This is a genomic window from Microbacterium sp. (assembly GCF_029263575.1).
GTDB lineage: Bacteria > Actinomycetota > Actinomycetes > Actinomycetales > Microbacteriaceae > Microbacterium.
Genome location: NZ_JAJUFV010000001.1, coordinates 1 through 24,854, shown reverse-complemented (window position 1 = coordinate 24,854; position 24,854 = coordinate 1). Strand labels below are relative to the sequence as shown.

At 67.2% G+C, this 24,854-nt stretch carries 21 protein-coding genes; 8 read left to right on the top strand and 13 right to left on the bottom strand.

The features are described 5' to 3' along the window. Positions 1–4: 4 nt before the first annotated feature. The 3 genes from Q1J95_RS00105 to Q1J95_RS00095 are packed head-to-tail and all read right to left on the bottom strand — an operon-like array spanning position 5 to position 3,596. Positions 5–1,036 (bottom strand): TIGR00730 family Rossman fold protein, encoded by a 1,032-nt coding sequence (locus Q1J95_RS00105; protein ID WP_300264747.1) that lies wholly within the window; start codon positions 1,034–1,036, stop codon positions 5–7. Positions 1,037–1,038: 2 nt separating this feature from the next. Continuing rightward, positions 1,039–2,793, bottom strand: a complete 1,755-nt coding sequence (locus Q1J95_RS00100; RefSeq protein WP_300264744.1) for a proline--tRNA ligase — start codon at positions 2,791–2,793, stop codon at positions 1,039–1,041. Positions 2,794–2,825: 32 nt separating this feature from the next. Next, a complete protein-coding gene (locus tag Q1J95_RS00095) occupies positions 2,826–3,596 on the bottom strand; it encodes an isocitrate lyase/phosphoenolpyruvate mutase family protein (RefSeq protein ID WP_300264741.1) in 771 nt (256 codons plus the stop codon). A gap of 89 nt (positions 3,597–3,685) precedes the next feature. Here Q1J95_RS00095 and Q1J95_RS00090 point away from each other — a divergent pair, with 89 nt between their 5' ends. After that, positions 3,686–5,110, top strand: a complete 1,425-nt coding sequence (locus Q1J95_RS00090; protein ID WP_300264738.1) for an RNB domain-containing ribonuclease — start codon at positions 3,686–3,688, stop codon at positions 5,108–5,110. After that, positions 5,107–5,952 carry a phosphotransferase gene (locus tag Q1J95_RS00085; protein ID WP_300264735.1) on the top strand — a complete coding sequence of 282 codons (846 nt, stop codon included), beginning with the start codon at positions 5,107–5,109 and terminating at the stop codon, positions 5,950–5,952. Before Q1J95_RS00090 ends, Q1J95_RS00085 begins: the two co-directional genes overlap by 4 nt. An 18-nt stretch (positions 5,953–5,970) precedes the next feature. On the opposite strand, the gene Q1J95_RS00080 is transcribed toward Q1J95_RS00085, so the two are convergent. Continuing rightward, complete coding sequence (locus Q1J95_RS00080) at positions 5,971–6,825, bottom strand: hypothetical protein (RefSeq protein WP_300264732.1); 855 nt, start codon at positions 6,823–6,825, stop codon at positions 5,971–5,973. A gap of 31 nt (positions 6,826–6,856) precedes the next feature. After that, a complete protein-coding gene (gene ispG / locus Q1J95_RS00075; protein WP_300264729.1) occupies positions 6,857–8,008 on the bottom strand; it encodes a flavodoxin-dependent (E)-4-hydroxy-3-methylbut-2-enyl-diphosphate synthase in 1,152 nt (383 codons plus the stop codon). Between the two features lie 187 nt (positions 8,009–8,195). Between ispG and Q1J95_RS00070 the strand changes: the two genes are divergently transcribed. Next, the gene (locus Q1J95_RS00070) at positions 8,196–10,085 is read left to right on the top strand and encodes a chorismate-binding protein (protein ID WP_300264726.1); all 1,890 of its coding nucleotides are present in this window, start codon (positions 8,196–8,198) and stop codon (positions 10,083–10,085) included. Position 10,086: 1 nt separating this feature from the next. Here the strand turns inward: Q1J95_RS00070 and Q1J95_RS00065 are convergent, their stop codons facing one another. Then, on the bottom strand, positions 10,087–11,397 hold the full coding sequence (locus tag Q1J95_RS00065; RefSeq protein ID WP_300264723.1) for an RIP metalloprotease: 1,311 nt from the start codon (positions 11,395–11,397) through the stop codon (positions 10,087–10,089). 51 nt (positions 11,398–11,448) lie between these two features. Here Q1J95_RS00065 and Q1J95_RS00060 point away from each other — a divergent pair, with 51 nt between their 5' ends. The 3 genes from Q1J95_RS00060 to Q1J95_RS00050 all read left to right on the top strand — a co-directional run bounded on the left by Q1J95_RS00060 (position 11,449) and on the right by Q1J95_RS00050 (position 14,566). Continuing rightward, positions 11,449–12,036: a hypothetical protein gene (locus tag Q1J95_RS00060; RefSeq protein ID WP_300264720.1), complete on the top strand. Its 588-nt coding sequence runs from the start codon at positions 11,449–11,451 to the stop codon at positions 12,034–12,036. A gap of 102 nt (positions 12,037–12,138) precedes the next feature. Further along, positions 12,139–12,837 carry a YcnI family protein gene (locus Q1J95_RS00055; protein ID WP_300264718.1) on the top strand — a complete coding sequence of 233 codons (699 nt, stop codon included), beginning with the start codon at positions 12,139–12,141 and terminating at the stop codon, positions 12,835–12,837. A gap of 112 nt (positions 12,838–12,949) precedes the next feature. Next, entirely contained in the window at positions 12,950–14,566 is a 1,617-nt protein-coding gene (locus Q1J95_RS00050) for a UDP-N-acetylmuramoyl-L-alanyl-D-glutamate--2,6-diaminopimelate ligase (protein ID WP_300264715.1), read from the top strand. A 25-nt stretch (positions 14,567–14,591) separates the two neighbouring features. Here the strand turns inward: Q1J95_RS00050 and dxr are convergent, their stop codons facing one another. Next, the gene (gene dxr, locus Q1J95_RS00045; RefSeq protein ID WP_300264712.1) at positions 14,592–15,674 is read right to left on the bottom strand and encodes a 1-deoxy-D-xylulose-5-phosphate reductoisomerase; all 1,083 of its coding nucleotides are present in this window, start codon (positions 15,672–15,674) and stop codon (positions 14,592–14,594) included. A gap of 36 nt (positions 15,675–15,710) precedes the next feature. Beyond that, complete coding sequence (locus Q1J95_RS00040) at positions 15,711–16,664, bottom strand: FKBP-type peptidyl-prolyl cis-trans isomerase (protein ID WP_300264709.1); 954 nt, start codon at positions 16,662–16,664, stop codon at positions 15,711–15,713. Between the two features lie 143 nt (positions 16,665–16,807). Here Q1J95_RS00040 and Q1J95_RS00035 point away from each other — a divergent pair, with 143 nt between their 5' ends. Next, entirely contained in the window at positions 16,808–17,611 is an 804-nt protein-coding gene (locus Q1J95_RS00035) for a 1-acyl-sn-glycerol-3-phosphate acyltransferase (RefSeq protein ID WP_300264707.1), read from the top strand. Positions 17,612–17,626: 15 nt separating this feature from the next. Here the strand turns inward: Q1J95_RS00035 and Q1J95_RS00030 are convergent, their stop codons facing one another. Then, positions 17,627–18,100, bottom strand: coding sequence for an OsmC family protein (locus tag Q1J95_RS00030; protein ID WP_300264704.1), 474 nt, complete (start codon positions 18,098–18,100; stop codon positions 17,627–17,629). A gap of 35 nt (positions 18,101–18,135) precedes the next feature. Between Q1J95_RS00030 and Q1J95_RS00025 the strand changes: the two genes are divergently transcribed. Beyond that, on the top strand, positions 18,136–19,131 hold the full coding sequence (locus Q1J95_RS00025; RefSeq protein WP_300264701.1) for an asparaginase: 996 nt from the start codon (positions 18,136–18,138) through the stop codon (positions 19,129–19,131). Between the two features lie 10 nt (positions 19,132–19,141). Here the strand turns inward: Q1J95_RS00025 and Q1J95_RS00020 are convergent, their stop codons facing one another. The 4 genes from Q1J95_RS00020 to Q1J95_RS00005 all read right to left on the bottom strand — a co-directional run bounded on the left by Q1J95_RS00020 (position 19,142) and on the right by Q1J95_RS00005 (position 24,783). Beyond that, on the bottom strand, positions 19,142–21,916 hold the full coding sequence (locus tag Q1J95_RS00020; protein WP_300264698.1) for an FtsK/SpoIIIE domain-containing protein: 2,775 nt from the start codon (positions 21,914–21,916) through the stop codon (positions 19,142–19,144). A gap of 57 nt (positions 21,917–21,973) precedes the next feature. Further along, positions 21,974–22,831 carry a protein phosphatase 2C domain-containing protein gene (locus Q1J95_RS00015; RefSeq protein ID WP_300264695.1) on the bottom strand — a complete coding sequence of 286 codons (858 nt, stop codon included), beginning with the start codon at positions 22,829–22,831 and terminating at the stop codon, positions 21,974–21,976. Positions 22,832–22,901: 70 nt separating this feature from the next. Continuing rightward, a complete protein-coding gene (locus Q1J95_RS00010) occupies positions 22,902–23,885 on the bottom strand; it encodes an aldo/keto reductase (protein ID WP_300264693.1) in 984 nt (327 codons plus the stop codon). Positions 23,886–23,964: 79 nt separating this feature from the next. Next, a complete protein-coding gene (locus Q1J95_RS00005; RefSeq protein WP_300264690.1) occupies positions 23,965–24,783 on the bottom strand; it encodes a DUF5684 domain-containing protein in 819 nt (272 codons plus the stop codon). Between the last annotated feature and the right edge of the window lie 71 nt (positions 24,784–24,854).

Genomic DNA, 24,854 nt, shown 5'->3' with positions numbered 1-24,854 from the left:
GCGATCAGTCAGCGGACGGGAGGGCGTTGATCGCGTCGATGAGGAGATACAGCCCGCCGACTTCACGCTGGCCGAGCTGCAGCGCCAGTCTGGGAAGCTCGACCCGGTCGTTGTCAGACACCTCTTGCGGCAACGCATCGACCAGTTCGATTCTCCCCGCCGCGATGACCGAGGTGAACTGTTTGTTGAGTTGGGCCACCTCGTCGGCGGTCGGGCGATTCTTCAACCGCAGCACGAGCACGTCGTACAGCCAGCGCAGCGAGTCCTTGTTCTTCCAGAACACGGAGATCTCGGCGACGGCATCCGCAGCTGAGTCGGTGACGAGCACGCGATCGAAGTCATCCGGCGAGATCACTCCCGCCGGAACCAGCGTCTCGAGCACGAAGTGCTCCAGGTTCCGCCAGAACGTCCCCCCAGGCTCATCGAGCAGCACGATGGGCATGGGCTCGGCCTTGCCGGTCTGCTGCAGGGTGAGCAGCTCGAACATCTCGTCGAGCGTGCCGAAGCCGCCGGGAAGACAGATGAATCCGGTGGATTCCTTCACGAGCATGAGCTTGCGGGTGAAGAAGTACTTCATCTCGACCGAGTGCGTCTCGTCTGCGACGACCGCGCTGGGCTTCTCCTCGAAGGGTAGGCGAATCGAGACGCCGAGCGCCATCTTCTCACCCGCTCCCTCGGCCGCCGCCTGCATGATTCCGGGGCCAGCGCCCGTGACGACCATCCAGCCTCGCTCGGCAAGCACCTCGGCGACCGAGCGCGCCTGGTCATAGAGCGGGTCGTCTTGTTGCGTGCGGGCGGAGCCGAACACCGTGACCTTGGGCACGTCAGCGTAGGGCTGAAACAGTCGGAACGCGTCACGCATCTCGGCGAGCGCCGCCGAGGCGATCTTGAGGTTGAGCCGGTCGGTGCCGTCCTCGCCCAGCCCGACGCCGGTGTGCACGATGCGGCGAATCAACGATCGGTTGGCGAGGACTCCGGCCTCGGTCATGATCCGCTCGACGTCGGCTCTGAGCGCCTCGCGCTGCTGCTCGGTCATGATCAGCTCGTCAATGCCGCGATCGCATCGGCCAGCGCCAGGATGTCACGCTGTCCCGTGCGGCGATCCCATAGCTCGACCTGGCCCTCGGCTGCCCCGCGACCCACGACCAGAACGTGCGGGACGCCGATCAGCTCGGCGTCGCCGAACTTCACACCGGGCGATACCTTCGGCCGATCGTCGTAGAGCACGTCGAGCCCGCTCTCCTCGAGGTCTGCGGCAGCCTTCTCTGCCACGTCGAAAGCGAGCTGGTCGCGGCCAGCAGCGACGACGTGCACGTCGAACGGTGAGACGGATTCCGGCCAGATGAGTCCTTTATCGTCGTTACTCAGCTCGGCGATGATCGCAAGGATGCGGGTGACGCCGATGCCGTACGAGCCCATGGTGACGGTGACGAGCTTGCCGTTCTCGTCGAGCACCTTGAGACCCAGCGCCTCAGCGTACTTGCGGCCGAGCTGGAAGACGTGACCGATCTCCATGCCGCGCGCGAGCGTGACGGGGCCCGAGCCGTCGGGGGCGGGGTCGCCATCTCGAACATTCGCGATCTCGACGATGCCGTCGGCGACGAAGTCTCGGCCGGCGACGACGGAGTGCGCGTGCTTCTGGTCGATGTTCGCGCCGGTGATCCAGCGAGTGCCCTTCGAAACGCGAGGGTCGAGGAGGTAGCGGATGCCGGTAGCCGATTTCTCGCCCAGCACGGCGCCGTCGGGTGACCACGGCCCGATGTAGCCCTTCACGAGCTGCGGGTTGGCGGCGAAGTCCTCCGGTGTCGCGGTCGACACCTCGGCCGGCGCGAAGGCGACCTCGGCACGCTTGTCATCGACCTCGCGATCGCCCGGGATGCCGACGACGACGAGCTCGCGCGTACCGTCGAGGTGGGTGAGGGCGAGCACGACGTTCTTCAGCGTGTCGGCAGCGGTGTACTCGCCGTCGAGGATCGCGTTCGAGTGCTCGACGAGCGTCTCGATGGTCGGCGTGTCGGGTGAGTCGAAGATCGTGGCCTCGGGGGCATCGTCAAACGGCACCGCATCCGGAATCGCCGTGGTGAAGGCTTCGACGTTCGCCGCGTACCCTCCGTCGGTGCGCACGAAGGTGTCTTCGCCGACCGGTGTGGGGTGCAGGAACTCTTCTGACCGCGAACCGCCCATCGCGCCGGCGTCCGCCTGCACGATGACGTATTCCAGGCCGAGGCGCTGGAAGATCCGCTCGTAGGCGTCGCGTTGGCTCATGTACGAGGCTTCGAGACCTGCGTCGGAGGCATCGAAGGAGTAGGCGTCCTTCATCGTGAACTCGCGGCCGCGCAGCAGGCCGGCGCGGGGCCGCGCCTCGTCGCGGTACTTGTCCTGAATCTGGAAGAGCGTCAGCGGCAGATCTTTGTACGACGAGTACAGGTCTTTCACCAGGAGCGTGAACGCTTCTTCGTGCGTGGGCGCGAGCAGATAGTCGCCGCCCTTGCGGTCGTGCAGACGGAACAGCAGGTCGCCGTACTCTTCCCAACGACCGGTCGCTTCGTACGGTTCCCGCGGCATGAGCGCGGGGAAATGCACCTCCTGTGCCCCCGCGTTCGCCATCTCTTCCCGGACGATGGTCTCGATCTTCGCCTTGACCCTGAGCCCCAGCGGAAGCCAGGCGAACACGCCTGCGGACTGTCGGCGGATATATCCCGCGCGCAACAGGAGCTTATGGCTGATGACCTCCGCCTCGGCGGGGTCTTCACGCAGCGTACGGAGAAAGAATTTCGAGAGACGAGTGACCACGGGCCCAGTCTAGTGACCCGTGGCCGCACGTATCAGTTGAGAGCCCGGGTGCCCTCGGGGATCACGCCGTCAGCGTAGAGGCTCGTGGCGACGTCCTGCAGGGCGGTGAGTGCGACACGCTGTGTCGTGGGCCCGTACGAGATACGGGCGACACCCAGCGCCTCATATTCCGCGGCGGTGAGGGCACCGGGCAGCCCGATGACGCTGACCTTGCGCTGGCCGATCCCCTCGACGAGCCTGCGGGTGACATCGGCATCGAGAATGCCGGGGACGAAGACGCTTGTCGCGCCGGCGTCGAGGAATGCGCGCCCCCGTTCAATCGCGTCGGCGATGCTCTCGTCGACCGGACGACCGCCGCCGCGGACGAAGGCGTCGGTGCGGGCGTTGAGCACGAAGGGCACACCCTCGGCTTCGCCAGCCTTGACGATCGCTTCCACGACCGCGACAGACTCGGCAAGCGGCTTGAGCCGATCTTCGACGTTCGCGCCGACGACGCCTGCGCCGATCGCGAGCCGCGTGGTCTCGCCCGCGTCGTCATATCCGTCATCGAGATCGGCGCTGACGGGGAGCTCGGTGGATGCGGCGATACGACCGACCATGTCGATCATCAGCTCGCGCGGGATCTGCCCATCGGGGTAGCCGTAAGTCGCGGCGATGGAATGCCCGGCCGTCGCCAGCGCTGCGGTCTGGTCGAGGGCGGTGATGGCCTGAGCGGAGACGACGTCCCACACGTTCACGACGCGGAGGATCTCGGGAGCGCTGTAGAGGGCGGCGAGGGTCTGAGCCTTGTCTGCATTGGTCATGGTTTCACGCTATCTCTCCCGGTCGGGATCCGGGCCGATTCGGTCGATCTGTGACACGCGTCAACGGTGGCCGTCGTTAGGCTGAGGGCATGCCTCAGCGTCGCGCCCATGTTGCTCCATCCGCCGCTCAGAGTGAGCTCGCCCGAGCCCTCGCCGCCCTGCGAGACGCCGTCGATGCCCCCGTCGACTTCTCAGCGGCGGCAGAGGCCGAGGCATCCGCCGCCGTGCCGGCGACGCCCGAGCTCGACCTACGCGATGTGGACTTCGTCACGCTCGACCCGGCGGGGGCGAAAGACCTCGATCAGGCGTTCCATCTCGCGCGCACGGATTCGGGGTACACCGTGCGCTACGCCATCGCCGATGTGCCGGGGTTCGTCGCACCCACCGGGGCGGTGGACGCCGCGGCACGTGAGCGCGGACAGACGCTGTACGCCGCGGATGGGTCGATTCCGTTGCATCCGCGCGTGCTCAGCGAGAATCACGCCTCGCTGCTGCCCGACGTTGATCGCCCGGCGCTGGTGTGGACGTTCGAGCTGAGCGCTGACGCATCCGTGTCGCACTTCCGACTCGAGCGCGCGCTGATCCGCTCACGCGCCCAGCTCGATTACGTGAGCGCACAGGAGGCGCTCGATCGCGATGACGACGCGCGCATCGCACTGCTGCGGGAGATCGGCGAGCTGCGCATCGTGAAAGAGCAGGAGCGCGGCGGGGCGAGTCTGAACATGCCTGACGAAGAAGTGGTGCAGAACGACGACGGCACGTATTCGATCGTGCGCGGTAACCCTCTGCCGATCGAGGAGTGGAACGCTCAGCTGTCGTTGATGACAGGGATGGCTGCAGCCGAGCTCATGGTCGGGGCGAAGATCGGGGTGCTGCGCACCATGCCCGCTCCCGACCGTGCCGCATTCGATACTTTCCGCCGGCAGACCGAGGCGCTCGGGCGCCCGTGGACAACGGGAGAGTATGGCGAGTATCTGCGCGGACTCGACCGCCATGACCCGCTGACGCTTCCGGTGCTCGAGGCAGCGGCGTCGCTGTTCCGCGGCGCCGGCTATGTGAGCTTCGACGGGTCCGTACCGGCCGATTTGGAGCAGGCCGCGATCGCCGCGCCATACGCGCACGCCACCGCTCCCCTGCGCCGACTCGTCGATCGCTGGTCACTGGCGATCTGCCTCGCCATCTCGGAGGGATCCGAGGTACCGACGTGGGCGCGCGAATCGCTGAGCGAACTGCCCGCGCTCATGCAGACATCGTCGCAGCGGGCCTCTCGTCTGAACGCCGACACCGTCAACCGTGTCGAGGCTGCGCTGCTCACTCCCCTGGTGGGTTCGCGCATCGACGCAACTGTGATCGAGCTGCGCGGCGAGGACGGTGATCGCGCGGGCATCCAGATCGCGGATCCCGCTGTCACGGCATCGGCGCCCGTGCCGGTCGGGACGAAGCCAGGCGATACAGTCTCGGTGCAGCTCGTGCGGGCCGACATCGCGAAGGGCGAAGTCGAGTTCGCCCTGTGAGCGGCTGGGAACGGCTGAGCGCGGCGCAGCGCGCCTGGGTGCAGGAGCGGCTTGCTGACGCGCATGTCGTCACGGACATGTCGTGGAACGTCGTCGAATCGATCGTGCTGCGTGTGCGCTCGGGCGATGAAGACGTGGTGGTCAAAGCCGGCGGCAGGAACAATCACCACATTGGGCGCGAATTGAGCGCGCACCCCGAGTACACCCGGTCGCTCGTCGAATCCGCTCTCGCGGCGCCGCTGCGAGATTCGGATGCATCCCTGCGCGTGATGATCCTTGATTTCCTGGCGGGTGAGCTCGTGCAGGGAACGGATGCCGAGACCCACACCCCGACCTATATGCAAGCCGGGGCGCTGCTTCGGGCGCTGCATCAGCAGGAGACGCGCACGGATGCCGACTACTGGCCCCGCACGATCGCGCGTGCGCTGGCGTGGTTCGATCAGCCGCACCGGGTCGAGCCCGAGACTGAGCAGAAGACCCGGGATGTGTTGCGTTCGGCCGCGGCGAAGCCGGTCGCTGTCGTACCCACGCATGGCGATTGGCAGCCGCGGAACTGGCTCATCGACGGTGAGACGGTGCGCGTGATCGACTTCGGGCGCTTCGCGTTTCGGCCAGCGGCGACCGACTTCACGAGGCTCGCCGCGCAGCAATGGCGTGGCAGGCCCGATCTCGAGGCGGCCTTCTTCGACGGATACGGCGATGACCCGCGCGATCGGGACGACTGGCGGCTCGAGCGGCTGCAGGAGGCCGTCGGCACGGCGTGCTGGGCATTCCAGGTCGGCGACGAGCAGTTCGAGGCGCAGGGCCATCGGATGCTGGCCGAGGTGCTCGCCGAGTACTGAGCGCCGGTTCTGCGCGCGTCAGCTCTGCGCCGCGACCGTGGTCGTCGTCATCACCAGCAGCTGCGGGGTAGGAAGCTCCAGCGTCACGGAGATCGAGGAGAACTCAGCGAGTGACGACACATGTGTGCCGCCGCACGGGATCACCGCCTCGCCTTCCGGCAGCTCGCAGCGCCAGCGGCGATGGTCGATGATGGTCGCACCGTCCGTCTCGACAACGCTTCGCGCGCCCGAGGCGACCCACTGTGCCAACTGAGCGTTGATGCGCACTTCACGATCGACGAGTGACGCGGCGAGCGCTTCCGTGTCGAAACCGGCCTTGCGCAGACTCTTGCCCAGTCGATAGTCGTCAATCGCGCCGTCTTCGTGGATGCGGCTGATCTGGTTCGCCCGCCCTTCGAAATCGGGCGAACCGAGTGCGTCGACGCCCGGGGCCTTGCGCCACAGATCGGCAAGTGCCATATCGAGCGCGAGGGAGGCGAGATGGCAGCCCGTGTGACCACGGCTGAGCGCATCGCGTCGTGCGCCGTCCACGTCAAGCACCACCGTGGCGCCCGGAGCCGCCCACGCCGGAACGGCAGGGGTGTCGATCCGGTGGCCGACCAGCCACGTCCACCCCTCCGCACCGCGTTTGACCGGAATATCGCCGCCGACGGCGAGGACGCCATCGTCGCTGACAGCCGCCATCACTGCCTCGACGACGTCGACGCGCTCCTCGCCGATGCGCACACTCCCCGTGTCACCGGGCTGATCGGGCCAGGTGTGATCGACAGGATGAAACGGTGTCTCATCGACCACGATGACGGCGCCGTCAGGCGACGACACGGCGAGAACCACCGGCGCCTCCGCTGTCGTTGCGCGCTGAGGAAACGTCACTGCCGTGGGATTCAAGAAAGTCTCTCCTGGCCTATGCGGTGATCACCTGTGCTGTGCCGGGCTTCGCGTCCGGCCCCATCTCCTCGGCGATCCGGTTCGCCTCTTCGATGAGTGTCTGCACGATGTCTTCCTCGGGCACGGTCTTGATGACCTCCCCCTTGACGAAGATCTGGCCCTTGCCGTTTCCGGAAGCGACACCCAGATCGGCCTCGCGCGCGTCACCCGGGCCGTTCACGACACAGCCCATCACGGCGACGCGCAGCGGAACCGTGAGTTCTTTGAGACCCTCGGTCACGTTGTCGGCGAGCGTATACACGTCGACCTGCGCACGACCGCACGATGGGCACGACACGATCTCGAGTTTGCGCTCGCGCAGATTCAGCGACTGCAGAATCTGATGCCCGACCTTGACCTCTTCCGCGGGGGGCGCTGACAGCGAGACACGGATCGTGTCGCCGATCCCCTCTGACAGCAGGATGCCGAACGCCGTCGCCGACTTGATGGTTCCCTGAAACGCGGGGCCCGCTTCGGTGACGCCGAGATGCAGGGGCCAGTCACCGCGCTCGGCGAGCTGCCGGTAGGCCTTCACCATGACGATCGGGTCGTTGTGCTTGACCGAGATCTTGAAGTCGTGGAAGTCGTGCTCTTCAAACAGCGACGCCTCCCACACGGCGCTTTCGACCAGCGCCTCGGCCGTCGGCTTGCCGTACTTGTGCAGGAGCCGCTTGTCGAGTGAGCCGGCGTTGACACCGATGCGCAGTGAAACTCCCGCGGCCTTGGCCGCCTCGGCGATCTTGCCGACGTTTCCGTCGAACTCACGGATGTTGCCCGGGTTCACGCGCACCGCACCGCATCCGGCGTCAATCGCCGTGTAGATGTAGCGGGGCTGGAAGTGAATGTCGGCGATGACCGGGATCTGGCTCTTCATCGCGATGATCTTCAGCGCATCGGCGTCATCCTGATGCGGCACAGCGACGCGCACGATCTCGCAGCCCGACGCGGTCAGCTCGGCGATCTGCTGGAGCGTGCCGTTGATGTCGGTCGTCTTCGTGGTGGTCATCGACTGGACGCTGACGGGCGCGTCACCGCCCACCAGGACCTTGCCGACGCTGAGCTGGCGAGACTTGCGGCGAGGAGCGAGGACTTCGGGGATGCTCGGCATCCCAAGATTCACGGCTGGCACACCTCCAGCCTACGCCGCTGCCACGCGGCAGGGCTGGATGCTCGCCGTGTGATAGTTTCAGGCCATGCCCGCGAACCTCACCTGGTGGCCCGCCTTCTAGGCGGTGTTCGCGTTCCCACGAAACCAGACCGCCGACCTCGGCGGTTTTTTCGTCGAGCCGAGCCGGAGACCTGCACAGGAGATCTCGATGACCAATACCGCAGCCCTGCTCGACGCGCTGGCGCGCAATGCCGATGCTTCGTTCGTGTTGATCGCCAGAGAAGGCACCGAGACCGTCGAGATCCTCACCGGCGACGTGGAAGACGTCGACCTTCTCGCTGACATTCCTCTCACCGCTGACGGCACAGCCCGCGAGGTATTCGCGATGGTTCCCTACCGCCAGGTGCGCGAGCGCGGCTTCGACGCACAAGACGACGGCACACCGCTGCGGTGCCTGCTGGTCGACCGCCACGAGCACCTCCCCCTCGCCGACGTCGTCGGCGCGCTTCCCAGCGATCCGATCGCCCTGGAAGACGCCGGCTTCGACATCAGCGACGACGACTACGCCCAGATCGTCAGCCGGGTCATCGACGACGAGATCGGCCACGGCGAAGGCGCGAACTTCGTCATCCGCCGCGACTACACCGCCCGCGTGAACGCCGACGAACGCATCGCCGCGCTCACCTGGTTCCGAGCGCTTGTCGAGCACGAACGCGGCGCCTATTGGACCTTCGCTGTCGTCACCCCCGGCCACATCGCGGTGGGCGCGAGCCCGGAAGCGCACGTGGTCGCACGCGATGGCATCGTCACGATGAACCCGATCTCGGGAACCTTCCGTCATCCCGCAGGGGGCGCAACCAAAGACACCCTGGTCGAGTTCCTGTCGTCCACGAAAGAGACCGAAGAGCTCTTCATGGTCGTCGATGAGGAGCTCAAGATGATGAGCGCCGTCTGCTCTGATGGCGGACGCATCACTGGCCCGCATCTGAAACAGATGTCACGGTTGACGCACACCGAGTACATGCTGCGCGGTCGCAGCCGCCTCGACCCGCGCGACATCCTTCGCGAGACGATGTTCGCCCCGACCGTCACCGGCTCCCCGATGCAGAACGCCTGCGCCGTCATCCGTCGCCACGAGGTTAAGCCGCGCGGCTATTACTCCGGCGTCGCCGCACTTTTCACGCCGAACGACGACGGCGGCCACGACGTCGATGCGCCCATCCTCATTCGCACGGTCTATCTGGAAGGCGGCCACCTGCGCGTGCCGGTCGGCGCCACTCTGGTGCGCCACTCCGACCCGCACGGCGAAGTCAGCGAGACCCATGGCAAAGCCGCTGGCGTGCTCGGCGCGATCGGAGCCATCGAACGCGAGAGCGCGCCGGCGAAGGACGACGACCCGGATGAGCCCGCAGCGGACACAGCGCTCGCCGACGACCCCGAGGTCAGCGCGCTGCTCGCCTCACGCAACTCCCGTCTGGCCGAGTTCTGGATCAACCCCCAGCAGGACGGCTCCACGGGCCCGTTCGCCGGACGCAGCGTCCTCGTGATCGACGCGGAAGACCGCTTCACCACCATGCTGGCCCACCAGCTGCGCCACCTCGGCCTCGACGCGACGATTCAGCTGTGGAGCGAAGCGTCCGATGCCGACATCGACGCCGCCGAGCTTCTCGTCGCCGGACCCGGCCCCGGCGACCCCCGCGACGCCGACACCCCACGCATCGCACGCCTGCGTGCGATCATCGCCCGCAGGCTCGACAGCGGCTCACCCCTGCTTGCCGTGTGCCTGAGCCATCAGATTCTCGCCGATCGGTTCGGCATCGCGCTGACGCCCCTCGACTCACCGCACCAGGGCCTGCAGAAGACCGTGCCGATCTTCGGGGAAGCCGCCTCGATCGGCTTTTACAACACGTTCACGGCCCGCGTCGTGGCGGGCACCACGGCAGCGGGTGCCGCCGAGGTCTCCGCCGACGCCGACACCGGTGACGTCTACGCCCTCCGCGGAGCATCCTTCGCGTCCGTCCAGGGGCACCTCGAGTCGATCCTGTCGCGCGACGGCATCCGCACCCTCGAGCGACTCGCCGCGCACGCGCTCGCCTGAGCTACGGGAACAGCACGATCGGGTTCACAACGTCTGCGATCATCAGCAGCGCCCACATGCCGATCAGCAGCACCGCCACGATGACCGTCAACGGCACCAGCCGCGTCGCGTCTACCGGATCAGGCGGCGGCCGGCGGAAGAGCCTCGCCCAGGCACGGCGCACGCCGTCCCAGATCGCCACGATGATGTGACCGCCGTCCAACGGCAGCAACGGGATCAGGTTGAACACGAACAGCGCGATGTTGAGCGAGCCGAGCAGGCTCAACAGCACCACGAAACGCTCCAGCACGGGCGCATCCGTGGCGGCGACCTCACCGGCGAGTCGGCCCACGCCGACGACGCTGAGCGGGCTGTCCGGGTCGCGTTCCGACCCGGTGAACAGCGAGACGCCGACATCCCACAGCCGCACCGGCAACGTCGCGATGATGCTCGAGACCCGGCCCACGTTCTCTGCTGCCATCACAGCGCCCGTGCCGATTGGCTGCGGCGTGAACGCCAACTGCGACCTCATACCGACGTAGCCGACCTCGGCGACGATCTGCTCACCGTCTGCGTCGAGTTCCGGTCGCCCCGATGCGTCCGTCAGCACACGCTCCGCGGCGATCGGGGTGACCATGAGAGTCTCCTGCCGACCGTCGCGTTCGACGACCATGTCCAGCCGCTGACCGGGAGCGGCCTGCACGAGCGCCGTCGCCTCCGCGAAGTTCGACACGGGCGTACCGCCGATCGAGACCAGCACGTCACCGGGCAGCACACCAGCCTCCGCCGCGGGAGTCGCCGGATCATCCGGCTCGCATTCGGTCTGCGCGGTCCCTGCCGGCAGTACGCACTCGTTCACGCTCGCGATCGTCGTGGTGCCCTGCTGGATGCCGATTCCCGAGGCCAGCACGGTGAAGATCACAACAGCCAGGATCAGGTTCATGACCGGACCGCCCAGCATCACCACGATGCGCTTCCACATCGAGAGCCGGTAGAAGACACGGTCTTCATCGCCCTGGGCGATCGTCTCGTCGTTGGCGGAGCGGGCATCCTGCACCAGCGTGCTGAAGATCCCCTTGGCGCGCTTGCCGTCGGATGCCGGGTACATCCCCGACATCGAGATGAATCCGCCCAGCGGCAGCGCCTTGAAGCCGTACTCGGTCTCGCCGATGCGTCTGGACCACAGCCGCGGACCGAAGCCGATCATGTACTGCCCCACGCGCACACCGAACAGCTTCGCCGGGACGAGATGGCCGATCTCGTGCAACCCGATCGATAGTCCGAGGCCGATCAGCATGAAAACGATGCCGACGACGTAGAGCAGGATTTCCACATGCCAACGCTACTGTGCGCGAACTAGGAATCCGCCGCATAGGCTGGAGTGGTGACTTCTCGGCAGCTGCGACTCCTGCGGGGAGCCGCGGCGTCGTCGATCGCCACTGTCACGGCGGCCGTTTCGCACACGCTCGGCGGAGGTGCTCCCCCGCATCCGCTGCTCGTGATCGCGCTGTGCGTGTTCCTGACGCCTGTTGCGGCTGTCCTGGTCGGGCGCACGCTCCACCTCGGCAAGCTGAGCGCTGCCGTGCTGCTGTCGCAGACCGTGTTCCACGTGTTGTTCTCAGCCCTGGGCGCGACGCTGACATCCAGCGGGACGGTCACCGGGCACCACCACCATCACAGCCTTCCTCTCGCGCTGAACGGTCAGACACTGACGGCCGTCGCACCCGACGCCGGAATGCTCACCGCCCACCTGGTCGCTGCGGTCGCGACGATCGCGATGCTCTGGCGCGGTGAGCAGCTGGCGCGCACCATCGCGCAGTGGGTGCGCACAACGCTGCGCCGGTGGACACCCCGGCCGCTCGCGGACTTTCCCCGCCCTGCCGCACTGGAAGCCACCGCACGACGCTTCGTCTCGGTGCTGCGCGTGGGCGATCTCTCATTGCGGGGCCCACCGCTGTCTCTCCGCGGCTGATCAGCCGCATGTGATCACCGCCGTCACACGGCATCCATTCGCGGGCCCCGATCGGTGCGCCCGCACGCAGTCGCGCGCTGCACACGAACACAGGAGAAAAACATGTCCTCTCGCACGACCTCTACCCGATTCACCCGCCGCGGCATCATCACCGCCGCCCTGGCTGCCGGCCTCGTGCTGGCCGCCCCCGCCGCCGCATCAGCACACGTCGGTGTCTCCCCCGACACCGTCGAGCCGGACGGCTCGGCCGATCTCACCTTCGCGTTCACACACGGGTGCGAGGAATCGCCCACCACGTCGCTGCGCATCACGATGCCCGAGGGACTGGCGTCGGTCGCCCCGACGGTCGACAGCAACTGGGAGATCGCCGTCGAGCATGCCGACAACGGACTGGTCTCGGCTGTCACCTATACGGCGGTGACACCCGTACCGAGCGGACTGCAAGCAACGGCAAGCATGTCAGTGCGTCTCGGCGAAGACGCACCGGAGAGTCTCGTGTTCCCCGTCGTGCAGCAGTGCGAGAGCGGGGTGAACGAATGGGTCGAGGTGGCGGAGGACGGCGCCGACCCGCACGATCTCGACTCTCCCGCTCCGGTCGTGACCGTCACGGGTGACGCCGATACCTCGTCGGATGCCGCGCACGGCGACCATGCAGACCAGCACGACCCGGCAGACCAGCAGTCAACCGCCGACACCGCGGCAACAATCGACCCGCTCGGCACGACACTCGGTGCGGCGGGGCTCGTCGCCGCCGTGGCCGCTCTGATCGTCGCCATCGTGGCGTACCGCCGATCAGCGTAACCGCATCCGGCCGGCACGGCTGACGGCGTTCTCTGGGGCGTGCCCCGACACGCATACAACACGAGTCGGGAGGCACGCTCCAGAGAGCTGCCCGTGAGATCATGAAAGGGACATGTCGACCACTCAGCCCAGCCTTCCTCCCGTGCTTCGTCCGCAGCATCCGCCACAGCGATCGCTCGCCGATCTCGCCGCACGTTTCGCCACCGCCACCCGTGGCGACACCGCGAACGTCACGGTGACAGGCATCACTCTCGCCACCGCCGATCTCCGAGCCGGTGAGGCGTTCGTCGCTATCCAGGGCGTGAATCAGCACGGCGCCGTCTTCGCATCCACAGCCGCGGAGAAGGGCGCCGTCGCGATCATCACCGACGAGGCCGGGGCCGATATCGCCGGCAATACGGGCCTTCCGATCGTGGTCGTCGACGACCCGCGCGGTGTCTTGGGCGCCCTGAGCGCCTGGGTGTACGGCACGGGTGCCGATGACACGCTGCCGCTGCTGCTGGCGACGACCGGCACGAACGGCAAGACCAGCGTCTCTCACCTGCTGGAGGGCATCCTCACGCAGCTCGATGTCGTGACGGGGCTGTCATCCACCGCCGAACGCCACATCGCCGGCGAAGTGATCGTCTCCCGGCTCACGACGCCCGAGGCCTCCGAGATGCACGCGCTGCTCGCGCTCATGCGCGAACGCGATGTCGAAGCTGTCGCCGTCGAAGTCAGCGCACAGGCGCTGTCACGCAAACGCGTCGACGGCATCGTTTTCGATGTCGCCGGCTTCACGAATCTCTCGCACGATCACCTCGACGACTACGCGGACATGGCGGAGTACTTCGCAGCGAAGCTGCCGCTGTTCCGCCCCGACCGCGCACGTCGCGCGGTCATCTGTCTCGATTCCGCCTCCGGGGTCGACGTCGTCGCGGCATCCGAGGTGCCGGTGGTCACGGTCGGAACGCCGGAGATCGCCGCCGATCCGTCCGTCGCTGAGACCGCCGACTGGGTTGTCACGATCGATGAGGAGCACCAGCGCGGCACCCTGTTCACCATGACCGGGCCCGAGGGCAAGACACTCACCACGACCGTCCCGGTCATCGGCGCGCACATGGCAGCCAATGCCGCGCTCGCCATCGTCATGATCCTCGAGGGCGGTTACACGTGGGAGCGCATCACCGCATCCCTTGACCGCGACGGCAGGATCAACGCGTACCTGCCAGGGCGAACGGAGCTCGTCTCCGGCGACGAGGGCCCTGCCGTCTATGTCGACTTCGGTCACACCCCCGATGCGTTCGAGAAGACGCTCGCCGCGATCCGCCACGTCACCCCGGGGAAGACCCTCATGCTCTTCGGCGCTGACGGCGACCGTGATGCCACCAAACGGCCCGACATGGCGCGCACAGCCGTCGAGGGCAGTGACATCCTCGTCGTCACCGACCACCACCCGCGGCTAGAGGATCCGGCATCGATCCGCGCGACACTCGTGGGCAGCGCCAGAAGAGCGCAGCCGGATGCCGAGATCCACGAGCACTCCCCCCCAGAGGCTGCCATCGTGGCCGCCGTCGGCATGGTCGGCGAGGGCGACGCGATCCTCTGGGCCGGGCCAGGACACCAGGACTACCGTGACATCCGCGGCGTGCGCACCCCGTACTCGGCACGGGAGTTGGCGCGGCGGGCTCTCCGCGATGCCGGGTGGCCGGTTCCCGAGCCGCACTGGCCCGTTCCCTACCCCGACTGACGTTGTCTCGGAGTTGCTTCCGGTCTCAGCCGGCTGCGATGAACTGATCCGCCGTCGCGCGTGCCCAGGCCTCTGCTTCGCTGAGAGACTCCACGCTCAGCTGATCCGGTGAGTCGTGCGCCTCGACGACGCGCGCGACCGTGTCGACGATGCCGAGGAACGGCAGCCGCCCCTCGTGGAACGCGTCGACAGCCTGCTCATTGGCTGCGTTGAACACCGCAGGGAAGGTTCTCCCGGCGCGGCCGACGCTCTTCGCCAGCGCCACGGCAGGAAAGGCGTCGTCATCGAGCGGCTCGAAGTCCCAGCTGGAGGCCTTCGTCCAGTCGAGCGGCACGCCGACACCGGCCGTGCGGTGCGGCCAATCCAGGCCGAGCGAGATCGGCAGGCGCATATCGGGCGGAGATGCTTGGGCGATCGTGGAGCCGTCGACGAACTCGACCATGGAGTGCACGATCGACTGCGGATGCACGACCACCTCGATGTCGTCGTAATCGACGTCGAACAGCAGGTGGGCTTCGATCACCTCAAGGCCCTTGTTGACCAGCGTCGCCGAGTTCGTGGTCACGACCCGTCCCATATCCCACGTCGGGTGGGCAAGCGCCTCGGCTGGTGTGACGGATGTGAGCTCCTTGCGTGAGCGGCCGCGGAACGGCCCGCCGGATGCCGTCACCACGAGACGTCGCACCTCTGCCTGGGTGCCCGAGCGCAGCGCCTGCGCGAGGGCGGAGTGCTCGGAGTCGACCGGGACGATCTGCCCCTCGGCCGCGGCCTGTGTGACGAGCTCACCGCCGACGATGAGCGATTCCTTGTTCGCCAGTGCGAGCGTACGGCCCGCTTTCAGCGCGGCGAGCGTCGGACCGAGTCCGATCGAGCCCGTGATCGCATTGAGCACCACGTCAGCATCGACATCGCGCACGAGCTGCTCCGCCTGCTGAGCACCCAGCGCCGTGTCATCGATGCGGAATTGCGCAGCCTGCTCGCCGAGAAGCTCGGCATTGCTGCCGGCCGCAAGAGCGACGAGCTCGAAGCTGCGCGGGTTCGCTCGGATGACCTCGAGCGCCTGCGTGCCGATGGAGCCGGTGGAGCCGAGAACGATGATGCGCCGCATGCCACCAGCTTATGCCCGGCCGGAGGCGGGCATAAGCTACTGCGCGGCGACCGCCGGATGCATCGTCGCGAGAATGTCGATCGTGAAGACGAGCGTCTTGCCAGCCAGCTCGTGATCGCTCTCGCCCTCTTCGCCGTACGCCTGTGCCGGCGGAATCACGACGAGAATCTGCGAGCCGACCTTCTGACCTTCGAGCGCCTCGACGAAGCCGGGCACATAGGTGTTGCCGTCGATCGAGATCGGCGCGCCGTTCTCCCAGGACGAGTCGAACGTCTCGCCGTCATCCCAGCTCACACCGTGATACTGCAGCAGCGAAGTGTCACCCGCCTCGACGAGGATGCCATCGCCCTCTTTGAGCACCGAGATCTGCACCTCGGTCGGCGCCTCCGCGTCAGGGATCTCGATGGACGGCGCACCGTCGTCACCGAGAGTGACCGCCGGCATGCCCTCGACAGGTTCCTGCTCCTCGCCCCAGGCGGCCGTCGGCACGACGTCAAGCACATCGAGGATGTAGAACTGCGCCGCGGCCTCCTCCGTCGTCGGGAAGACGATCGACAGACGCGAGCCGACGCTCGCGCAGCCGATCAGCTGACCGAGCGGTGCATCCGCCGTCAGTGCCGTCGGCAGGAGCTCGCCCTCGGCGTAGCCGGCATCGCCCAGGCGCTCACCGCTGTCACCGTCGAAGGCGCTCAACGCGTAGCTGACGTAGTCGCCATCGCTGATGGCGTCGCCGTCGCCGTCGCTGAGCACCGAGCGCTCGGCCTCGTCGACCGTCTGGCCGAGCTCGAAGGTCGCGGTCGAGGCCTCGCCGAACTCGCCGTCAACGGTGACCTCGTCGGACGCCGCCCCGGACTCGACCGTGGCGGAGCAGAGATCGCTTCCGGCCGTGTCGCCGGAATCGGCGTCGGGATCGTCAGCGGCAGCGCACCCAGACAGCAGCACAGCGGTAGCAGCGAATGCGGACAGAGCGATGAGTGGGCGGGTGCGCACAGTGAGACCTCGGAATCGTGAAGCGGACACACCATCATCTCGCATTCGCCTTTGCCCTCGCTGGGAGAGACACGCTGTGTCTGTGACCGGCGGCCGATGGCCGCATGCCGTCAGGAGCATAGAAAGCGCAGTAACCTGGTCTGATGACCTCTGACGAGTCCGCGGCGCCGAAAGCATCCTCCGATTCAGACGCACAGCAGCAGTCAGAGACTTCCATCACTCCCCGACGCGCTGGCGCGACCTACGCGTTCGGCCGGGCCGTGATCGGCGCCCTGACCCGCACAATCTATCGCCCACGGGTCGAAGGGCGCGACAACGTCCCCCTCGACGGTCCGGTGATCTTCGCGAGCAACCACCTGTCGTTCATCGACTCGGTTGCCATTCCCGTGGCGGCTCCCCGGCCGGTGCATTTTCTGGCCAAGTCATCGTATTTCGAAGGAACGGGATTCACCGGGGCCGTGATGCGGACGTTCTTTCAGTCGATCGGGGCGATCCCCGTGCGCCGGGGCGCCGGCCAGGCCGCTCTTGACGCGCTCGACCAGCAACGCCAGCTTCTCGATGACGGGCTCGCCGTCGCGCTTTATCCGGAGGGAACCCGCTCGACGGATGGACGCCTGTACAAAGGGCGAACCGGTGTGGCGTTTCTCGCGCTGCAGACGGGAGCGCCGGTAGTGCCGGTCGGTCTGATCGGAACCGATAAGGCCATGCCGAAGGGCGCGAAGATGCCCTCGATGCGAGAGCGCATCACCGTGCGCTTCGGCGAGCCGATCGACGTGTCGGTGCACGGAGCCCCGAACAGCGGCAAGGCACGGCGCCTGGCGACAGACCAGATCATGGCGTCCATCCATGCGCTCAGCGGGCAGGAACTCGCCGGTGTCTACAACGAGCCCGCGCCGCAGGGACCGATCGAGAAGATCAAACAGGCGCTGCCGCACGAACGGCGTTGACCCGCGCCCCCGGTGTCACGCCGCTGAGACGGTGGCCGTGTGATAGACGGGAAAGTTCACCGAGTTCGCTATGAAGCACATCTCGTGCGCGTCATGGTGTGCCTGCTGCGCAGCCTCGATCATCGAGGCATCCGCGACGACGACCGCGGGGCGCAGCCGCACCTCGGTGAATGCTCCCGACCCAGCCCCGCGCTCGGTCATGACGCCCGTCGCGCTGTCGCGGTATGACACCACGATGACCCCGCGCGTCACGCACGCGTGCAGATATGACAGCAGGTGGCACTCGGCGAGCGCCGCGATCAAGAGGTCTTCGGGGTTCCACCGTGCCGGGTCACCACGAAAGGGCTTATCGGCCGACGCCAGCAGGTCGCTCTTCCCGTCTATCTGGATCGTGACGTCCCGGGAGTACTGGCGATACCCGCTCGTGCCGGTGCCGAGATTGCCGGTCCAGGTCGCCGTGAGCGCATAGTGGTGTTCGCCGAGCTTCATATGGCCAGTCTGGCACGCGGCGTTAGGGTGGAGTGGTGCTGGAGACTTTCACTGCCTCGGATGCTGTTGAACTTGCCGTCGTCGAGCGAAGCGGGTTCATCGAATCCCGCCACGCTGGCGCCGCGACCGTGCTCTCCCCCGACGGCGACGTCGTCACGCGCCTGGGCAATGCCGACGCGCTCATCCTTCCCCGCTCGAGTCTGAAGCCGCTTCAGGCTGTGGCCTGTGTCACAGCGGGTGCCGAACTCGCCGGCGAGCAGCTCGCCCTGGCCACGGCGAGTCATGTCGGAACCGACCGCCATGCCGACGTGGTGCGCGAGATCCTCACCGCCGGCTCGCTCACAGAAGATCACCTCGCCTGCCCGCCCGCATGGCCGAGCGACTCGGCCACGCGCGACGAGATGGTGCGTGAGCACAGCCAGAAGGCCCGCATCCGCATGAACTGTTCGGGCAAGCACGCCGCGATGCTCCGCGCATGCGTCGCGACCGGCTGGCCGACAGACGGCTACTTGGATCCGTCGCATCCGCTGCAGCAGCACATTCGCGACGTTGTCGAGCGCCTCACCGGCGAGAAGATCGCGCACACCGCCGTCGACGGATGCGGCGCCCCCGTGCACGCCATCACGCTGAGCGGCCTCGCCCGCGGTATCCACCGCATCGGATCTGCCTCGGAGCGGTCGCCCTTCGCATTGCACCGCGTCGCGGGCACCCTCGTGCGCACGGTCAGAGAGAACCCCTGGACGATCGAGGGACCTGATCAGCCCGACACGGTCGCGATCGAGACGCTCGGCGTCTTCGCCAAGGGCGGCGCCGAGGGCATCATGGTCATGGTCGCCCCCGACGGCACGACCGCGGCGCTGAAAATGCTCGACGGTTCCGGACGCGCTGCGACGATCGTCGCAGCGACGCTGCTCGCGCGTGCGGGCGCCCTCGACGACGCCGTGGTGGCAAAGCTGGCCGATGCGCTCAATCTCGGTGTGCTCGGCGGTGGCAGACCCGTCGGCTCGATTCGTCCGGGCGCCGGCATCTGACGCGGTCTCCTCACCCGGCCCGCGGATCGAGCTGCGGAATCACGACCCGCTGCGCCGCGCGCCCGTCGCGCATGCTCCAGGCACGACCCACGTGCGGTTCGGCATAAGGCGGCAGCTCCCGCGAGCCGGTGAAGGCACGCAGCTCTCCCGCGCTTTCAGCGAGAACGAGCATCTCGCCTTCCGCTTTGATGCGCTGCCACAGCGCCCAGTGCCGCTGCCAGGATTCCGCATCGCCGACCAGGATCGACGGTGCAGCGTTCGGCTCTGCTTCGCTGGCATCGCTCGGCTGCTCGCCGACGCGCAGCACATCGCACGATGGGTACCCCGACCGCAGGGCATCCATCGTGTGCCGCACGCCGGGAGCCACGACACCGACGACGCGTGCGCCCGGCTGCCACTGCGTCGTGCGTGCATCGTCTCTCCCCGGCGCCTGCGGCTCGGTCCAGACGATCTGCATCTCGCGATCGTCGATCCGGCCTCGTCCCGGCGCCCGGTCGCGACGGTATCCGTCGTTCTCACCGCCGGCGGCGATGTATTCGATCTTCGTCCCCATCCGCAGCAGCACCCGCGTCGGCAGAGCCTCGATGACGCGTGAGATCTGCCCCGAGAGTCGACCGGTCGCGACAGCCACCGTGCAGCCACGCGCTGACGCCGCGCGTGCCAGCTTCTCCATACGCTCCAGGAACACCTGGGCGTGCTCCGTCGGAAACGCCGCTGCGAGCTGATCCAGGTCGTCGCACACCACGAGCCGCGGTGCCCGCGCTCCCGGGGCTGAGAGCGCCGCGAGAGCGTCCCAGGCTCGCTCAGGGTCGGGCTCGATCATGACGAGGTCATCGCTCTGCGCTGCCAGCGCGCGTAACGCCGTGGAACGTCCGGAGCCGCTTCCGCCGATGATGGCGAGCCCGCGATCTTCTCCTGGGCGAAGCAGCACGGGCCGCTGCCGCTGCAGCTCGGGTTCATCAGCAAGTCCCAGCACTATCGCGTCTGCGGCGGCGTACGTGAGCTGCGCATCGGCCAGTGGGAGCCGACGTGGCAGCGGAGGCAGCCAGGGACTCTCCGGTGGGATCGCTCCTGACCAGCGGGTTCCCACGGCGCGCAGATCGGCCGTCCCCGTCAGAGCTACCCGCACGGCGGCCGCCGCCGCATCCTGCGGGCGTCGCACGAACGCAAGCCCGCGCGAACCTGCTCCGCCCGGCAGCTCCGCCGCGTCGTCAGAGCCGATGACCAGCCGGCTGTCGGCGGCCTCTGTCACGCGCAGGCTGAGTCGCAGGGGGCAGTTGGCAGCCAGTGCCTCGCGAATCACTCCGGCCGCACGCTGCGTGCCCAGAATGAGGTGCATCCCCAGTGCTCTTCCGCGTGCCGCGACGTCGGTGAACACGGCACCCAGATCAGGATGCTCCTGCAGCAGCGCCGCGAACTCATCGACCACAATGACGAGACGGCCCAGGCGCCCCGCGCTCTCGGCGATGCTGCGGGCACCCAGTTCTTGAAGCACGGCTTCTCTGCGGCGCAGCTCAGCGGTGAGCGTGAGCACGCCACGCCGCGCACCCTCGTCATCGAGATCGGTGATGACCGCCGCGACATGCGGCAGATCACGGAGCGGATCGAACGCCGTGCCGCCCTTGAAATCAGCCAGCACGAAGCTGACCTCGGCGGGTGCGTGCGCTGCCGCCATCGCCGTGACCCAGGTGACCAGCAACTCGCTCTTCCCAGATCCGGTCGTGCCGGTGACGATCGCATGCGGCCCGTCCTCGACAAGATCGAGCACCACCTCAGAACTCTCGGTGCGCCCGATCGCCGCACACAGCCCGTTGCGCGTGCTCTCCGCCGATGTGTTGAGCTCTGACAGCGCGACACCGTCGGGCAACTGCGCCACCTCTCCTTCTCGTTCCCTGCTGTCAGCGGCGACCGCGAGTGCCTGGTGCAGCGACAGGCATTCAGCGCTCACCTGCTCGACGCCGCTCGTCGTCCGAAGGCGCGCCCGCGAGGGATCTGTACAGTCGATCACCGTCGTCACCCCTTCGGGCACCTCACCGTCGGCACCGCACAGCCTCAGCTCGGTCGCCGCGTCGACGGATTCGCCGTCACCGATCGTGACCGCGAGTTTCCACGCCCCACGGCGTGGACGCCCGCTGTGAGCGAACCCAGCGAGACCGAGATGTTCGAGCTCGTCCCCGACGAGGGAGAGCTGGCTGGGTGCATGCCGCAGGCACAGCTGCACGATGAGCGCTCGTGCGATGGCGGCGGTCACCGGAGCCGGACCGCGCAGACAGATACCGCGCCCCATTGGCACAACGATCGGCACATCCCTCAGTTCGGCCGCTCGCTCGCGAAACGCCCGCTCTCGCTCACCATCCGCTCCGGTCACGCGAAGCGCGCTGCGACGCACGCCGGATCCGATGACCAGCGGCGTCGTCTCGTCAATGGGTCGCAGATCGCGCAATGGCGGATCCTGCACACAGCTCGCGGCGTCTGGGTGCATACGGCGCAGCTCCCGACGCTCACGCTCATGGCGGCTCGTGAGATCGTGCTCGACTCGTGCCCAGCCGGCTGATTCCTCTTCGGCCGCCGCTCGTCTGTCGCGGCGGCGTGTTCGAACGCCGTCGAGCAACGACGCCCCGATCATCAGCGGGCCGAGCGCTGCGAAACAGAGCGAGAAGATCGACCCTGTCACGAGCCAGAGAACCAGGCCGGCTCCGATCGGAACGACGGCCGCCAGCACCGGAACGGGTTGCCGACGCGGGGCGGCCGGAATCGCTGGAAGCGTCAGAGGCTCAAGATCCATGCCCCCATCTCACGCCATACACGCGTGTCACCGGCAGTTATCCACAGCCGGCGGCGGCTATTCGACGGTCTTGTCTGTTGTGGAGGAAGAGTCATCGACCACCGCGATCTCTGCGGTCGGCGCGTTGTCTACCTCGGGAGCACCACTGGTCCGCTCGACCTTCACCACGATGAGCGTGACGTTGTCACGACCGCCGTTCTCCAACGCCGCCGCGAGCATGGCATCGACGGCGGTGGCCGGATCCGCGTGTTCGCGAAGGAAATGCTGAATGCCGTAGTCGGTGAGTTCCTTGGTCAGCCCGTCTGAGCAGATCACGAATCGGTCGCCGTCTTGCACCTCGATGCCGAGGTAGTCGGGCGGGGTGAGCTCACTGGCGCCCACAGCCCGTGTGATCACATTGCTGTACGGGTGGCCTTCCGCCTCCTCGGGGCTCAGACGCCCCGAGCTGATCAGCTCTTGCACCACCGAATGGTCCGTGGTGACCTGGACGAGCCGATCATCACGCAGCAGATAGACGCGAGAGTCGCCGATGTTCAACGAGATCCATCGCGGTCCGTCTTCGGCGACGTCGAACAACACACCGGTGAGCGTCGTGCCTGTTCCCTCGTCTGTCGTCTCCGGATGCGCTGCGATGTCGCTGACGGCCTGTTCGAGCGCACTCTCGATCGCGCTCGTGGTAATACCTCCGGTGCCGACGGCCTCATGCAGCCGTGCGATCGTGCTCTGACTCGCGATCTCACCGCCCGCGTGTCCGCCCATGCCATCCGCCACGACGAAAAGCGGGTATTCGGCGAGGAAGGCGTCCTGGTTGTTGTCACGCCGGAGCCCGGTGTCTGTGATACCTGCCCAGGAAAGAGTGATGTCGTCACCCTCGGCGACGGCGACGCGATGGGTCTGCGTGGTCGTCTCAGACAAATGCGGCCTCCGGATTGACTGCGTCCGCTCGATCGGCCACAGGATTCTCACACATCGTAGTAGAACCCGATCACACCTGCGCGCCAGGATCGGCGGGAAGCGGGAAGATCGCGTCGAGAGCGCTCAGGTCATCCGCCGTCGGCGTCCACGCTGTCGCTGCCCGCGCGTTGGCTTCGACCTGAGCGGCGGACGTCGCCCCCGCGATCACGCTGGAGACCGACGGACGAGAAAGCAGCCAGCCGAACGTGGCCTCAAGCATGGTGATACCGCGCTCGTCGCAGAAGCGCGCATACGCGTCGACAGCATCCCAGGGCGCGTTCTCCCACACGTGGCGCCGCGTAGCCATGATCCGGCTGTCGCTCGGCCCGCCCTCGCGGGAGAACTTGCCGGTCAGCAGGCCATTATGGAGCGGGAAATAGGGGAAAAAGCCCAGGCCGAAGTGTTCGACAGCGGGAAGCACCTCTCGCTCAGCAGCCCGAGCGAGCAGCGAATATTGATGCTGAGCGGAGACGAAGCGACCCGTGCCGCGCAGCTGGGCGGTGAGATCTGCTTCGGCAACTTGCCAGGCCGACAGATTCGAATGACCGTAGTAACGGATCTTTCCTTCACGCACCAGCTCATCGAGCGCGTCGATCGTCTCAGCGATCGGCGTCTCGGCATCGGGCAGGTGCAGCTGGTAGAGATCGATCCAGTCGGTCTGCAGCCGTGCAAGCGACTCCTCCACCGCGTGGCGAACATAGCGACGCGACCCGAGCCCAGCGGGAAAGTCGTATCCCATGTCACGCGTGTGACCGAACTTCGTCGCCAGCACGACCCGATCACGGCGGTTCCTCAGCACTTCGCCCATCAGGCTCTCGCTCAGGCCGGGATCCATGCCGTACATGTCAGCCGTGTCGAAGAAGAAGACATCGTGCGCGAGTGCCGCGTCGATGACCTCGCGCGTGCCCTCCAGCGACTCGGTCGCTGTCGATGAGCGACCGAAATTATTGCAACCGAGTCCGGTTGCCGATACGACGAGACCTGATGCTCCGACACGGCGCTGCGACATGACCATACCTCCACGCTATCGGAGATCGAGGCCATGACAGACGATGGGCCCCCGACCGAAGTCAGAGGGCCCATCGTTCACATCATCACGCCGGAGGCTGATTCGGGTCAGCAGGCGGTTGGTTCGCCGGAGGCGCAGGCGGTGCCGGCGGAGTGACCGGAGGAGCGGCCGGCGGGTTCGCGGGAGCTGCCGGCGGAGTCGTCGGAGCTGCGGGCGGGTTCGGTGCCGCCGGAGGCGTGGCCGGAGCGGCTGCCGGGGGCTGGTAGCCGGGCGCTGCCGGGGGCTGGTAGCCGGGCGCTGCCGGGGGCTGGTAGCCGGGCTGCTGACCCTGCGGCGGCGCGTAGCCCTGCGGAGGCGCGTAGCCCTGCGGGGCGGCGCCGTAGCCGGGGGCGGGCGGCGCAGCGGACGGCTGCGAGGGAACGCCATCCCAGACGGTGCGGTCGCCGAAGAAGGCGTTACCCGCCCACGGAGCGGGAGCGATCTGCGGGTTCCAACGCGACTTGTCGAAGGCGTTGATACCGAGCCAGACGAGCGAGAGGAAGATGTAGAGAACGACCCATGCGCCCTCCTTCTGCAGCTTCTGCCCGACGCGGTACGCAGCGAGGACCATCAGCACGGCAGAGGCGAGCCCCAAGAGCTGACCGATGACCGGCAACCAGCTCAGCAGGATCGTCGCACCCATGGCATACAGGATCAGCCAGGGGCTCATGTCGCCGAGCTTGAGGAAGATCATGTTGTTGTAGATCGGGACCCAGGCGCGCCATTTTCCCTGCACGCCGGCCTTCTCGAAGATCTTCATGTAGAAGAGGGAGCCGAGGACGTAGACGACGGCGATCAGGAGGAAGCCGAACAGGGCGAACAACGCCAGCATCCCTGCATAAGCTGTTCCATAGTCGGAGTACATGTGACTCACATTCCTTTGACTGAGGGAACGTACCTCGCCCCCTGTAGCAAAGCCCAGGAGCTTCGCATTCG

Excerpts from the sequence above, each read along its gene's own strand:
- dxr (WP_300264712.1), bottom strand. The coding sequence starts at position 15,674 with ATGCGGCGCATCATCGTTCTCGGCTCCACCGGCTCCATCGGCACGCAG.
- Q1J95_RS00095 (WP_300264741.1), bottom strand. The coding sequence starts at position 3,596 with ATGACCAATGCAGACAAGGCTCAGACCCTCGCCGCCCTCTACAGCGCT.
- Q1J95_RS00035 (WP_300264707.1), top strand. The coding sequence starts at position 16,808 with ATGACCTCTGACGAGTCCGCGGCGCCGAAAGCATCCTCCGATTCAGAC.
- Q1J95_RS00055 (WP_300264718.1), top strand. The coding sequence starts at position 12,139 with ATGTCCTCTCGCACGACCTCTACCCGATTCACCCGCCGCGGCATCATC.
- Q1J95_RS00050 (WP_300264715.1), top strand. The coding sequence starts at position 12,950 with ATGTCGACCACTCAGCCCAGCCTTCCTCCCGTGCTTCGTCCGCAGCAT.
- Q1J95_RS00105 (WP_300264747.1), bottom strand. The coding sequence starts at position 1,036 with ATGACCGAGCAGCAGCGCGAGGCGCTCAGAGCCGACGTCGAGCGGATC.
- Q1J95_RS00090 (WP_300264738.1), top strand. The coding sequence starts at position 3,686 with ATGCCTCAGCGTCGCGCCCATGTTGCTCCATCCGCCGCTCAGAGTGAG.
- Q1J95_RS00070 (WP_300264726.1), top strand. The coding sequence starts at position 8,196 with ATGACCAATACCGCAGCCCTGCTCGACGCGCTGGCGCGCAATGCCGAT.
- Q1J95_RS00010 (WP_300264693.1), bottom strand. The coding sequence starts at position 23,885 with ATGGTCATGTCGCAGCGCCGTGTCGGAGCATCAGGTCTCGTCGTATCG.
- Q1J95_RS00030 (WP_300264704.1), bottom strand. The coding sequence starts at position 18,100 with ATGAAGCTCGGCGAACACCACTATGCGCTCACGGCGACCTGGACCGGC.
- Q1J95_RS00020 (WP_300264698.1), bottom strand. The coding sequence starts at position 21,916 with ATGGATCTTGAGCCTCTGACGCTTCCAGCGATTCCGGCCGCCCCGCGT.
- Q1J95_RS00005 (WP_300264690.1), bottom strand. The coding sequence starts at position 24,783 with ATGTACTCCGACTATGGAACAGCTTATGCAGGGATGCTGGCGTTGTTC.